This window comes from Bradyrhizobium sp. SZCCHNR2028 (assembly GCF_032380995.1).
GTDB lineage: Bacteria > Pseudomonadota > Alphaproteobacteria > Rhizobiales > Xanthobacteraceae > Bradyrhizobium.
Map to the genome: position 1 here is coordinate 37,716 of NZ_JAUHJF010000025.1, position 11,748 is coordinate 49,463.

An 11,748-nucleotide genomic window follows, 5' to 3' on the forward strand; every position below is an offset into this window, starting at 1 on the left:
ATGATGGTCGTGATCATGCGCGTGGTGATCATGGCCGTGATGGTGGTGATGATGTCGCATCGCGGGCCTCAATAGCTGACCGGCTTGTTGATGATGTGCTTGTGGCTGCCGAGCTTGCCATGGGCGACCATCGAGCCGAGCGCCTCGACCACGACGCGGACGCCGATCAGCGCAGTGATGTCCGAGGTGTCATAGGGCGGCGAGACCTCGACCACTTCGAGCCCGCACAGCCCCTCGGCGGCGACGAGGCCGAGCAGCTTGAGCGCCTCGCGCGGCAGGAAGCCGCCGGGCTCGGGCCAACCGGTGCCGGGCACGAAGCCGCAGTCGATGGAGTCGACGTCGAACGAGATGTAGACCGCGTCGGCATCCTTCCAGGCCAGCTCGAGCGCGATCTCCGCCGTCTTCTCCAGGCCGATCTTCTCGATGTCCGCGATGGTGAGGACGTTGGTGTTGCGCTTGCGCGCGACCTCGACACCCTCGCGCGGCACCTGCCAGCCGCCGATGCCGAGCTGCACCAGGTTGGTCGGCGACACGTTCGGCAAATTGGTCGCCCAGTACCAGGGCGTGGTGTGCATGCGCTCGTCGAGATCCTTCTCCTGGATGTCGATGTGGCGGTCGAAATGAATGATGCCGATGCGCTTGTCGGTACACTGCGCGATACCGCGCACGCAGGGGAAGCCGATCGAATGGTCGCCGCCGAGCATGATCGGCAGCGCTCCGGACGAGAACACATGCGCGACGCCGCGGCTGATCTGGTCGAAGCTCTTTTCGAGGTTGGCGGGAATGGTGAAGACGTCGCCGGCATCGCACAGGGTCATCTGCTCGCGCAGGTCGACCCCGAGCTCGTAATTGTAGGGCGTGTAGAGCGCGGAGATGCGGCGGATGCCCTGCGGCCCGAAGCGGGTGCCGGGGCGATAGGTGGTGCCGGAATCGAAGGGAATGCCGATCACGGCAGCGTCGTATTTGGCGACGTCACGGACGTTCTCGACATAGGGCGCCTTCATGAAGGTGTTGATCCCGGCGAAATGCGGCAGCTCGCCGCGCGCAAAGGTCGGGATCTCGCGATCGGTCAGGCTGTCGGCGCCGGGCAGGCCCATGTCGAGCGCCCATTGCCGCTCCTTGCGCCAGCCGTTGCTTGGCAATTTGCCCTCGGCCTCCAGCGCCTGCCAGCCTTGGGTGGCCATCTTGTCGAAGTCCGGATGGTGGCGGCGCATGCTCTGGCGCTGCGGCTGCAAGCCGGCACGGCGTGACCTGCGCATGGATGGGAATGACATGAAGACTCTCCTTCGTTTCTTTCGACATTTCTTGAACTGACTATTGCGCCGCCTGCACGCTGGCGCGGATGAAACCGAGCACGGGCACGGCGCTGTCGCGGGTGAGATCGAGGTCGTAAGTGATGCGCGCGCCGAACCGCTCCGGCGCCTGCGGATCCTTGCGCGGCCGGTCGAGTGCGATCAGCCGCGTGGCGAGGCCGAACGCCTCCTTGATGTCGTGGGTGACCATCACGATGGTCATGTTGTGCTCGCGCCACAGCGGCTTGATCAGCGCATGCATCTGGGCGCGGGTGCCGGGATCGAGCGCGCCGAAGGGCTCATCGAGCAGCAGCACGCGCGGCTGCTTCGCCAGTGCCTGCGCGATCGCCAGGCGCTGCTGCATGCCGCCGGACAACGCGCTTGGATATTTGTCGCGATGCTCGGCCAGGCCGACGGCCTCGATCAGCGCGAGGCTCTTCTCCATCGCCTCCTTGCGCGCCGACCCGAACAGCCGCGCCGTGAACGGGCTCGCCGCGAGCTCATAGCCGAGCAGCACGTTGCCGAGCACGGTCAGATGCGGAAACACCGAGTAGCGCTGGAACACGATGCCGCGGTCCGGCCCCGGCTCGGCCGGGAAAGGCTGGCCGTCGAGCAGCACGGCGCCTTGCGTCGGCTTCTCCTGGCCGAGGATCAGACGCAGAAAGGTGCTCTTGCCCGCGCCGGAGGGGCCTACGATCGACAGGAAGGTGCCGGAGGCGATCTCGAGGTTGATGCGTTCGAGCACGACCTGGTTGCCGTACTCGACCCAGACGTTGCGGAACGACAGCGTGCTCATCAGCGCGCTCCGCCGTCATATGCCCAGGGGAACGCGCGCCGGCCGATCCACACCAAGGCCAGGTCGAACAGATAGGCGAGCAGCGTGATCCAGACGACATAGGGCAAGATCACGTCCATCGACAGATAGCGCCTGACCAGGAAAATGCGGTAGCCGAGCCCGACGTCGGAGGCGATGGCCTCCGCCGAGATCAGGAACAGGAACGCCGGGCCGATCATCAGCCGCAGGCACTTGATCAGGCGCGGCATGATCTGCGGCAACACGACACGGATCGCGACCTGCCAGGTCGAGCCGCCGAGCGTTTGCGCCTTGATCAGCTGCTCGCGCGGCATGGCCTGCACCTCGAGTGAGAGATCGCGCACCAGCGTCGGCGTGACGCCGATGACGATCAGCACCACCTTGGACAATTCGCCGAGCCCGAACACGATGAACAGAACCGGCAGCACCGCCATCGGCGGGATCATCGACAGCACCGCGACCAGCGTGCCGAAGCCGGCGCCGGCCACCGGCAGCAATCCGATGGCGAGTCCGAGCACGAGCCCGATCACCGCCGCGATGCCGAGCCCGAGCGCGAGGCGCTGCAGGCTCGCCGCCGTGTCGGACCACAGCACGTAGTCGCCGGAGCGGCGATCAGGCTCGGTCGCGAGCCGCTTGGAGGTCGCGACCATCTCGGAGACCGGCGGCAGCAGCTTGTCGTCGGGATTGTCCGCGCGCCGCTGCGCCGATCCGACCACGTAGATCAGCGCGATCAGCAGGAACGGCAACAGAGCCAGCAACAGCCGGCTGCCCCGGTTCGGAACGACGTTCATGGCACGCGGCATCGACAGACTCCGTCATTCCTCATTGAAAGGAGGCGCGCCAGCGCCGTCTCGAACCATGAGGCCCCGATCCGGACGTCATTCTTCGAGACGCTTGCGCTCGCGCAAGCTCCTCAGGATGAGGGGAGACACTGGTTGCCCGGCGGGAACACGGTCAGAGCTTCCCTTCGGCCGCCATCTTCATGAAGGTCGGATCGAAGCGCAGCTTCACGTTGCTGACCGAGCCCAGCGCCTTCGTTGGCGTGGAGATGCCGACCGCGTCCTTCGATTTCACTTTCTCGCCAAGCAGATTGTGATCGAAGCAGAAGGTGCGCACGAGATCCATGATCTTCGGCAGCTCCGGCCCGGTCATGAAGGCGAGCGCGTCCTTCGGCTCATAGTACATGAACGTGGTCTTGAGCTGGGTCTCGAAACCGGCGAGATCGGTGCCCGACAGCTTGGCCATCGCCTCGCGCGCGGCCTTGCCCTTCTCGCTCTGTTCCTTCATCAGCGCGATGGTCTCGTACCAGATGCCGACCAGCGCCTTGCCGAGTTCCGGATTGTCCTTGAGCGTCGCGCTGTTGACGACCAGGAGATCCTCGATCTCGCCGGGGATCTTGCTGGAGTCGAACACCAGCGTCGCGCCCGGCTCGGCCTTCACCTCCAGGAGTTGCGGATTCCAGGTCACGACCGCGGTGGTGTCGGGCGACTTCGCAGCGGCGACGATGTCGGCGTCGGAGGTGTTGACGGTCTTGATGTTCTTCTCGGACAGCTTCACGGTCTCGAGGCCGCGCGCCAGCAGATAGTGCGACACCGAGAGCTCGACGAGGTTGACCTTCTGGCCCTTGATGTCGGCCATGGTCTTGCCCTTCTTCAGCACCACGCCGTCATTGCCGTTGGAGTAGTCGCCCATGATGATGGCCGACGTGTCGACGCCGCCGGCAGCGGGGATGGTCAGCGCATCCATGTTGGTGACGGTGACGCCGTCGAACTTGCCGGCGGTATACTGGTTGATCGACTCGACGTAGTCGTTGATCTGGGTGACCTTGATCGAGATGCCGTATTTGTCGGCCCATTTCTTGACGATGCCGGACTCGGCCGCATACGGCCACGGCATCCAGCCGACATAGATCGTCCAGGCGATATTGAATTCCTTCTTCTTCTCAGCTGACGCGGGCGACAGCGATGCGGTCGCCAGCGTCGATGCAGCGAGCAGTGCAACAAACAGATTTCGCGCTTTTGCCATGTCCAGTCCCTCATCGGTTTTCTGACCGCGGACTGGCATGAAGAACCTCGTGCCTGCCAAGCGCGGCCACTGAGGTCTCCCGGGTTTTTATCCCGCCGTGCACCAGGGCTCTCCCCTGGCGGCTGCTCTCGGACCAGCATTCTCGATGGAGAACCGGAACCCTAGCTGCCAACTCTGAGCAACGAGAGGAGCAATCCGCGTGCCAGGGAAAAATGCTTGCGATTCAATGGAACCGGCGGCACGCTGTGCTCAAAAATTCGGCACTCAGAATTCTTCTTGGGCGAGGTGGCACGTCAGCCGACGCCGGTCATGCAACGACCGCATGAACCGTCCGGTGCACGGGGGCGACATCATCAGGCAGGCACGTCAGTCGCAGTGATTTGGAGTCTCGTTGATATGATCAGGTCTTCCGGGATCGCATTGGCAACCATTCTGGCTCTCAGCCTCGCCGCCGATGCAGCCTTCGCGCAGAGCGCGCCCGCTCCCGATGCGCCGGCGCAACCTGCTCCCGCCGCAAGCCCCACGCCGACAGCCACTCCCGCACCAGCCGCCTCGGCCGAGAAACCCGGCGACGCCAAGCCGGCCAGCGAGGCGACCGCGCCGAAGAAGACGCGGACGAGGACCAGCACGCGCAAGGAAGTCGAGGACTCCCTGCGCAGCGGCACGGTGCCGTCACGCTATCGCAGCCGGGTGCCGAAGGAGTACCAGAAGTACATCCCGTTCCATCGCTGAGGTCTAGAGTGGCGGCGTCATTTTCACGATGATTCCGACGATCAGCATGAAGGCGAGACACAGCCCCGTCTCAAGGTCAGAATGAACAGACCAGAAGCCGCGCAGGCCGGCCACGGCCTTCTGTGGTGATTCGATTCGAATACGAGGTGCACGCATTTGTTCAACCTCTGATAAAAGGAAAAACAAACTACTACCCTGGAAAAATAATCCCGTCCAAGCCGCGCCTCAAGGCGAAAAATCAGCGCATGTCGGGGCAGCAATCAAAATCTACGCCCAACGCCCGACGCGATCTTGATTTGAGTCAATCCGCATCCACGTCGGAATAGCCGGCAGCGCGCCGCCCTCAAATACCCAGATAGCGGTGCTGCAGCTCCGGCTCGGCCATCAGTTGCTCCGACGTGCCGTGCCACACGGTGCGGCCACGCTCGATGATGTAGTGGCGGTCGCAGATGCGGGTCAGATGTCCGACATTCTTGTCGATCACCAGGATCGACTGCCCGCGCGATTTCAGCAGCGACAGGCAGTTCCAGATCTCCTCTCGGATCAACGGCGCCAGACCCTCGGTCGCCTCGTCGAGAATGAGGAGTTTCGGGTTGGTCATCAGGGCGCGGCCGATCGCCAGCATCTGCTGCTCGCCGCCGGAGAGCTGGTTGCCCATGTTGCTGCCGCGTTCGGCGAGCCGCGGAAACAGCGCGTGGATCTTGTCGAGCGTCCAGGGATCGGACGCGCCGAGCCGGTTGGTCGAGGCCGCCACGAGATTCTCGGTGACGGTCAGATTCGGAAAGATCTGCCGTCCCTCCGGCACCAGGCCGATGCCGAGCTGAGCGATCCTGTAGGACGGCAGCTTTCGTGTCTCCTGACCGCTGAAGCGGATCAGGCCGGCGCGCGCCTGGGTGAGACCCATGATCGAGCGGATCGTGGTGGTCTTGCCCATGCCGTTGCGGCCCATCAGCGAGACCATCTCGCCGGGACGGATCGCCAACGACAGGCCGAACAGGACCTGGCTCAGGCCGTAACAGGTCTCGATGCCGTCGACCTCGAGCAGCATGGCGCTTGTCCCCAGATCAACCATGGCCGACCACCACGTGCTGATCGCCGAGATAGGCGCGCTTGACCTCCTCGTTCTGCCGGATCTCGTCCGGCTTGCCCGAGGCGATGATGCGACCATAGACGAGGACCGAGATGCGGTCGGCGAGCGCGAACACCGCCTCCATGTCATGCTCGACCAGCACGATCGACACTTCCTTGCGCAGCTCGTTCAGCAGCTTCACCATGCGCTGCGACTCGGTCACCCCCAGGCCGGCCATCGGCTCGTCGAGCAGCAGGAGCTGCGGCTTGGTCGCGAGCGCGACCGCGAGCTCCAGCTCGCGCTGCTCGCCATGGCTTAGCTTCGACACCAGCACATCGGCGCGATGGCCGAGACCGACGCGCTCCAGCGCGGCGTGCGCGGCGGCACGCAGCGGCTTGTCCTTGCGCGCGGCGGCGAAGAAACGGAACGAGTGCTTGCCGTCATGGGCTTGCGCCGCAAGCGCGACATTGTCGGCTGCGGTGAAGTCCGTCAGCAGCGAGGTGATCTGGAACGAACGCGCCAGCCCCAGCGCGCTGCGCTTATAGGCGGGGAAATGCGAGATGTCGCGGCCCCCTAAGAAAATGCGACCCGCATGCGGCGCCAGGTGGCCGGTGAGCTGGCTGATCAACGTGGTCTTGCCGGCGCCGTTCGGCCCGATGATGGCGTGGATCTCGCCCTTGGCAACATCGAGACAGACGTGATCAGTCGCGACGATGCCGCCGAAGCGGCGCACGAGATTGTCGACGCGAAGCAGAGGTTCAGCCACGGTTCAACCTCCCGAGCATGCCCATGATGCCGCCGCGGCCGAACAGCACAATCAGCAGCAGCAGCGGCCCCATGATCAGCGCCCAATATTCGGTGATCTGCGACAGCACCTCTTCCAGCACCAGGAACACGACCGAGCCGACGACCGGCCCCATCAGGGTGCCCATGCCGCCGAGGATGACCATCACCATGAGGTCGCCGGAGCGGGTCCAGTACATCACGGCAGGGCTGACGAAATCGGTGTTGTTGGCAAGCAGCGCGCCGGACAGGCCACAGAGCATGCCGGCGATGACGAAGCAGGCCAGCTTGTAGCGCTTCGACGGGAAGCCGATCGCCTGCATGCGCTGCTCGTTGGAGCGCAGGCCCTGCAGCACGAGGCCAAAGCGCGAATTGACGATGCGCCAGACCAGCACGACGACGGCGAGCAGGCAGAACAGGCAGAGATAATAGAACTGCACGCGGTTGCCGAGATTGATGAGGCCACCGAAATCACTGCGCTTGTAGACGGTGAGCCCGTCATCCCCACCGTAACGGGCGAGGCCGGACGCGACGTAGTAGGCCATCTGCGCAAAGGCCAGCGTGATCATGATGAAATAGACGCCGCGGGTACGCAAGGAGAGCGCGCCGATGACCAGCGCATAGAGCGCCGAAACCGCGATGGCGACCGCGAACTGGGCATAGCCGGAGCCGATGCCCTCCTGCGCCAGGATGCCGACGGCGTAGCCGCCGATGCCGAGATAGGCGGCATGGCCGAAGCTCATCATGCCGCCATAGCCCATGATCAGGTTGAGGCTGACGGCCGCCAGCGCCAGGATCACGATGCGGGTGAACAGCGTGAGGATGAAGATGTTGCCGGAGAGGTTCGAATAGACCGGCAGCAGCACCAGGCCGGCCACGACGATGATGGCCACGATGGTCGAAACGTTGAACGAGGATTTCATCTGCGGTTGGCCGGAAACAGACCTTCAGGCCGCGCCACCAGCACGATCGCCATCAGGAGATAGATCAGCATCGACGACATCGCCGGCGCCGCAGTGGAGGCCGCGGCCGAGTTCAGGACCTGGCGCAGCAGATTGGGCAGGAAGGCGCGGCCCATGGTATCGATCAGGCCGATCATGATCGCCGCGATGAAGGCGCCGCGGATCGAGCCGATGCCGCCGATCACGATCACCACGAAGGCGAGAATCAGGATGTTCTCGCCCATGCCGATCTGCACCGTGAGGATCGGCGCCTGCATGAGCCCGGCGAGGCCGGCGAGCGCGGCGCCGAGGCCGAACACCAACGTGTAGAGCAGCTTGATGTTGATGCCGAGCGCGCCGATCATCTCGCGGTTGGAGGCGCCTGCGCGGATCAGCATGCCGATCCGCGTCCTCATCACGCCGAGATAGAGCAGAAGCGCCACCAGCAACGCCACGACGATGATCGCGAGCCGATAGGCCGGATATTGGATACCGGGCAGGATCGTGACCGGGAAGGCGAGCCAGGATGGCAGCGGCAGCGCCAGTCCCGCCGGGCCCCAGATCAGCCGGACGGCCTCGTTGAAGAACAGGATCAGGCCGAACGTCGCGAGCACGTGGTCGAGATGGTCGCGCCCATAGAGATGGCGTAGTGCCGTGAATTCGAGCACGATGCCGAGCAGAAGCGTGGCACCGAGCGCCATGACCGCGCCGAGCACGAAGCTGCCGGTCCAGGCCACGAAGGTCGCCGCGAAATAGGCGCCCATCATGTAGAGCGAGCCGTGGGCGAGGTTGACGAGGTCCATGATGCCGAACACCAGCGTCAGGCCGGCGGCCAGCAGGAACAGCAGCAGTCCGAACTGCAGCCCGTTCAGGAATTGTTCGACGACGAGAAGCATGCCCCTCACTTCACGCTCAAAAAGACGGCGGCAGAACCCGTTCCAGGCGCTGCCGCCATGTCCGTCCCGATCTTAGGCCGGAGATGTTTTAAGCTTCAAGCAAATTCCAGGCCTGTTTCGTCCCCTGGCTCGGAATTCTTTCCGCTCACTTCATCGGGCACTTGTCGTGGAAGCGGTCCTGGTCGTTCTCGACGATGGTGGCGACCATCTTCAGCGACAGCTGGCCGTCGGCGTCCTTGACCACGTCCTGCAGGTAGAAGTTCTGGATCGGGATGTGGTTGTTGCCGAACTTGAAGGAGCCGCGCAACGACTTGAAGTTGGCCTTCTCCATCTCGGCCTTCATCGCGTCCTTCTTGGACGTGTCGCCCTTGACCGCAACCACGGCGCTGTTGATCAGCTGGGCCGCATCATAGGCCTGGGCGCCGTAATAGGTCGGACGCAGGCCGGTGTATTTCTTGCGGTAGTCGGCGACGAATTTCTTGTTCTGCTCGTTCGGCAGGTCGTTGACCCATTCCTGGGCGCCGGGCACGCCGATCGCATTGTCCTTCTGCAGCGGCAGCGACAATTCGTCGACGGTGAAGGCGGTGTAGAGCGGCATCTTCTCCTTGAGGCCGGCCTGCGAATATTGATTGAGGAATTGCACGCCGGCAGCGCCGGGATAGAACACGAAGATGGATTCGGCGCCCGAGGCGCGCGCCTTGGAGAGCTCGGCGGAAAAGTCGAGCTGGCTCGGCCACACCGTGTATTCCTCACCGACGACCTGGCCCTTGAAGGTGCTCTTCACGCCCGCCAGCATGTCCTTGCCGGCCGCATAGTTCGGGCCGATCAGAAACACCGACTTGACGCCCTTCTGGTTCATGTAGAGGCCCATCGCGGCCGGCGTCTGGTCGTTCTGCCAGGAGGTCGAGAACACGTAAGGAGAGCACAATTCACCGGCGAGCTGCGACGGGCCGGCATTGGCCGAGATCAGAAAGGTCTGGGAATCCACCGCGGTCTTCAGCGACGCCAGCAGCACGTTCGACCAGATGTAGCCGACGATGAAATCGACCTTGTCGGACTGCACCAGCTTCTCGGTCTTCTGCTTGCCGACGTCAGGCTTCTGCTGGTCGTCCTCGTAGATCACCTCGACCGGTTTGCCGTCGATCTTGCGGCCGAGATGGTCGAGCGCGAGCTCGAACGAATTTCGCATGTCGTTGCCGATCACGGCGGTCGGACCGCTGAACGTCGAGACGAAGCCGATCTTGATGGTGTCGCCGGCGAAGGCCGTGCTCGAAAACAGCAGCGCCGCGGCGCCTGCCAGCCAGAACCTCTTCATGGTCTTCCCTCCCCTCAAGCAAATCGTTCTTATCGTTGTTTCGTCGCCGGCACGCAGTAGCACGACCAGCGGCGGCGTTTCGCCGCAGCATCCGTCGCGCGGTGCTGATCCTGCGGGTCATCGATCCATGCACCATAATTCCCGGAAATGGACAAAGGCAAGAACTATAGTGCCTGTTAAGGATACCGCAGCACAGCAGAACCGGCCGCGTCAGCCTGACACGGCCGGCTGCGATACTCTCGGTATCACTCGCAACGAGCGTCACTTCACCAGCGCGCAACCACCGTCCGCAATCGGCCGGAACGCCTGCTCGGCCGGAATCGTCGAGACCAGACGATAGTAGTCGTAAGGATATTTCGACTCCTCCGGCTTCTTGACCTCGAACAGATACATCGGGTGGATCACGCGGCCGTCGGCCCGGATCGTCACATCGCCGAACAGCTTGTCCTTGCCCTTCACCGTCTTCATCTGCGGCACGACGTCCTTGGCATCGTCACTGCCGGTGGCCGCAACCGCATTGAGATAGGCAAGCGTCGAGGCGTAGACGCCGGCCTGGTTGCCGCTCGGCATCTTGCCGTTCATGCCGGGGCGCGCCGCGAAGCGCCTGGCGAAGGCGCGGGTATCGTCGTCCATGTCCCAGTAGAAGGCTTCGAGCAGTTGCAGGCCCTGCGCCGCCTTCAAGCCCATGCCGTGGATATCGTTGATGAACAGCAGGAACGCGACCAGCGACTGGCCGCCCTGCTGGATGCCGAACTCGGACGCCTGCTTGACCGCATTGATGGTGTCGCCGCCGGCATTCGCCAGCCCGATCACCTTGGCCTTCGAGCCCTGCGCCTGCAGCAGGAACGAGGCGAAGTCCGTCGTACCGAGCGGATGCTTCGCCGAGCCCAGCACCTTGCCGCCGTGCTTCTCGATGTAGTTGGTCGCCTCCGCCTCGATGCCCTGGCCGAGCGCGTAGTTCACCGTGATGAAGTACCAGTCCTTGCCGCCGCGGCCCATCATCGCAGCCGCCGTGGTGTTGCCGGTCGCCCAGGCGTCGTTGACCCACTGAATGGTGTTCGGCGAGCACGCCTTGCCGGTCAGATCGGAGCTCGCGGTCGACGACGCCAGGAACGTCATCCGGCTGTTGCGCAGCAGCTCGTTGACGGTGAGGCCCACGGCCGAGTTGGGCACGTCGACGACGGCATCGACCTTGTCGACATCGAGCCATTTGCGCGTGATCGCCGAGCCGACATCGGCCTTGTTCTGGTGATCGGCATAGACGATCTCGACCTTGATGCCTTTACCGCCGCCGTTGAAATCCTCCGCCGCCATGCGCGCGGCCTCAACCGAGCCCATGCCGTTGGTGTCCTGGAAGATGCCGGAGATGTCGTTGAGCACGCCGACGCGTACGACATTGTCCGAGATCTCGCCGGCCCGCGCCGCGCCTGCAAGGCAGAATATTGCGACCAGCGCCAGCGCGCACGAATTGAGCTGCTTCATGATGTCCTTCCCCGTGTGTGTTGCTTGTTTGATTGTTGTCGTTGCGACTGGAGATCGTCTCCAGTTGCGAAATCAGCTCTGCCGATCCGGAACGCGCACCACCAGTCCGGCCAGCGCCGGCTGCACCTTGATCTGGCAGGACAGCCGGCTGTTCGGCCACCGCTCGGCTGCGGTGCCGTCCAACAGCGCATCCTCATCGTCGGACACGGGATCGAGCTTCCCGGTCCAGGCGTCGTCGACATAGACGTGGCAGGTGGCGCAGACGGCGTTGCCGCCGCATTCGGCGACGATGCCGTCGATGCCGTGGGTCAGCGCCGCCAGCATGACGCTGGCGCCGTCCTCGGCCTCCACGCTTTCGCTGCGGCTGTCGGGATGGATGAAGGTGATCGTGGTCATGGC

12 protein-coding genes and 1 riboswitch are annotated in these 11,748 nt (G+C 63.9%); of the genes, 1 reads left to right on the top strand and 11 read right to left on the bottom strand.

What is annotated here, in order from left to right; translation table 11 throughout:
- Nucleotides 1–68 precede the first annotated feature (68 nt).
- The 4 genes from QX121_RS27845 to QX121_RS27860 form a co-directional block, all read right to left on the bottom strand.
- On the bottom strand, nt 69–1,274 hold the full coding sequence (locus tag QX121_RS27845; RefSeq protein ID WP_315757653.1) for an agmatinase family protein: 1,206 nt from the start codon (nt 1,272–1,274) through the stop codon (nt 69–71).
- Between the two features lie 40 nt (nt 1,275–1,314).
- Entirely contained in the window at nt 1,315–2,088 is a 774-nt protein-coding gene (locus QX121_RS27850; RefSeq protein WP_315813561.1) for an ABC transporter ATP-binding protein, read from the bottom strand.
- The gene (locus QX121_RS27855) at nt 2,088–2,909 is read right to left on the bottom strand and encodes an ABC transporter permease (RefSeq protein ID WP_315740529.1); all 822 of its coding nucleotides are present in this window, start codon (nt 2,907–2,909) and stop codon (nt 2,088–2,090) included. The genes QX121_RS27850 and QX121_RS27855 overlap by 1 nt, the downstream gene beginning before the upstream one ends.
- A gap of 151 nt (nt 2,910–3,060) precedes the next feature.
- Nucleotides 3,061–4,131 (bottom strand): putative urea ABC transporter substrate-binding protein, encoded by a 1,071-nt coding sequence (locus tag QX121_RS27860; protein ID WP_315813562.1) that lies wholly within the window; start codon nt 4,129–4,131, stop codon nt 3,061–3,063.
- Between the two features lie 74 nt (nt 4,132–4,205).
- A riboswitch (guanidine-I (ykkC/yxkD leader) is annotated at nt 4,206–4,307 on the bottom strand.
- 220 nt (nt 4,308–4,527) lie between these two features.
- Here QX121_RS27860 and QX121_RS27865 point away from each other — a divergent pair.
- Nucleotides 4,528–4,863 (top strand): hypothetical protein, encoded by a 336-nt coding sequence (locus QX121_RS27865; RefSeq protein ID WP_315740531.1) that lies wholly within the window; start codon nt 4,528–4,530, stop codon nt 4,861–4,863.
- Between the two features lie 343 nt (nt 4,864–5,206).
- On the opposite strand, the gene QX121_RS27870 is transcribed toward QX121_RS27865, so the two are convergent.
- From QX121_RS27870 to QX121_RS27900, 7 genes are all read right to left on the bottom strand, one after another.
- Nucleotides 5,207–5,911 carry an ABC transporter ATP-binding protein gene (locus tag QX121_RS27870; RefSeq protein WP_315740627.1) on the bottom strand — a complete coding sequence of 235 codons (705 nt, stop codon included), beginning with the start codon at nt 5,909–5,911 and terminating at the stop codon, nt 5,207–5,209.
- 16 nt (nt 5,912–5,927) lie between these two features.
- A complete protein-coding gene (locus QX121_RS27875; protein WP_315740532.1) occupies nt 5,928–6,698 on the bottom strand; it encodes an ABC transporter ATP-binding protein in 771 nt (256 codons plus the stop codon).
- Nucleotides 6,691–7,638: a branched-chain amino acid ABC transporter permease gene (locus QX121_RS27880; RefSeq protein ID WP_315813563.1), complete on the bottom strand. Its 948-nt coding sequence runs from the start codon at nt 7,636–7,638 to the stop codon at nt 6,691–6,693. The genes QX121_RS27875 and QX121_RS27880 overlap by 8 nt, the downstream gene beginning before the upstream one ends.
- A complete protein-coding gene (locus tag QX121_RS27885; protein WP_315740534.1) occupies nt 7,635–8,552 on the bottom strand; it encodes a branched-chain amino acid ABC transporter permease in 918 nt (305 codons plus the stop codon). Before QX121_RS27885 ends, QX121_RS27880 begins: the two co-directional genes overlap by 4 nt.
- 145 nt (nt 8,553–8,697) lie before the next feature.
- A complete protein-coding gene (locus tag QX121_RS27890; RefSeq protein WP_315740535.1) occupies nt 8,698–9,867 on the bottom strand; it encodes an ABC transporter substrate-binding protein in 1,170 nt (389 codons plus the stop codon).
- Nucleotides 9,868–10,128: 261 nt separating this feature from the next.
- Nucleotides 10,129–11,349 carry an ABC transporter substrate-binding protein gene (locus QX121_RS27895; protein ID WP_315813564.1) on the bottom strand — a complete coding sequence of 407 codons (1,221 nt, stop codon included), beginning with the start codon at nt 11,347–11,349 and terminating at the stop codon, nt 10,129–10,131.
- A 72-nt stretch (nt 11,350–11,421) separates the two neighbouring features.
- The gene (locus tag QX121_RS27900; protein ID WP_315813565.1) at nt 11,422–11,745 is read right to left on the bottom strand and encodes a 2Fe-2S iron-sulfur cluster-binding protein; all 324 of its coding nucleotides are present in this window, start codon (nt 11,743–11,745) and stop codon (nt 11,422–11,424) included.
- Between the last annotated feature and the right edge of the window lie 3 nt (nt 11,746–11,748).